The following is a 391-nucleotide window of genomic DNA, read 5'->3' as shown; positions in this document are numbered from 1 at the left end:
CGCGCACCTTCGGTTCGGAAAGCTTCAGCTTGTGGTTCGGGTTGGCTTCGGCACGAGCAATCTCATCGCGGGAAAGCTGTCCCGTCGAGATCGGGTCGAGGCCCTTGATGCCCTGCGCGGCTTCGCCGTCGGCGATCGCCTTGACTTCGAGCGGATGCAGTTTGCAGAACTGCGCGATCTGATCGAAAGACAGCGCCGTGTTGTCGACAAGCCAGATGGCAGTCGCCTTCGGCATGAGCAATGTTTGAGCCATGGATATAGTCCTTCTATCGTCCGCGCCGGTCGCGGTCCGTGGATTGTCACCACAATGTCCGGGAAATATGGCGCTATATAACCGGACTGTCGCAGAATTGCAATTCTTCCGAAATCAAATGACCTTTGTCTAATTGCC

General features: G+C 56.3%; 1 protein-coding gene. It reads right to left on the bottom strand.

Features of this window, described 5'->3' with window-relative positions; genetic code table 11:
- A partial coding sequence (locus AC5ZG1_RS44655) for a cell cycle transcriptional regulator TrcR (protein WP_496136607.1) occupies nt 1-253 on the bottom strand: 253 nt, incomplete at its 3' end.
- Between the last annotated feature and the right edge of the window lie 138 nt (nt 254-391).

Source organism: Bradyrhizobium sp. Leo78 (assembly GCF_059512425.1).
This window is presented reverse-complemented; position numbering and strand designations above follow the sequence as displayed.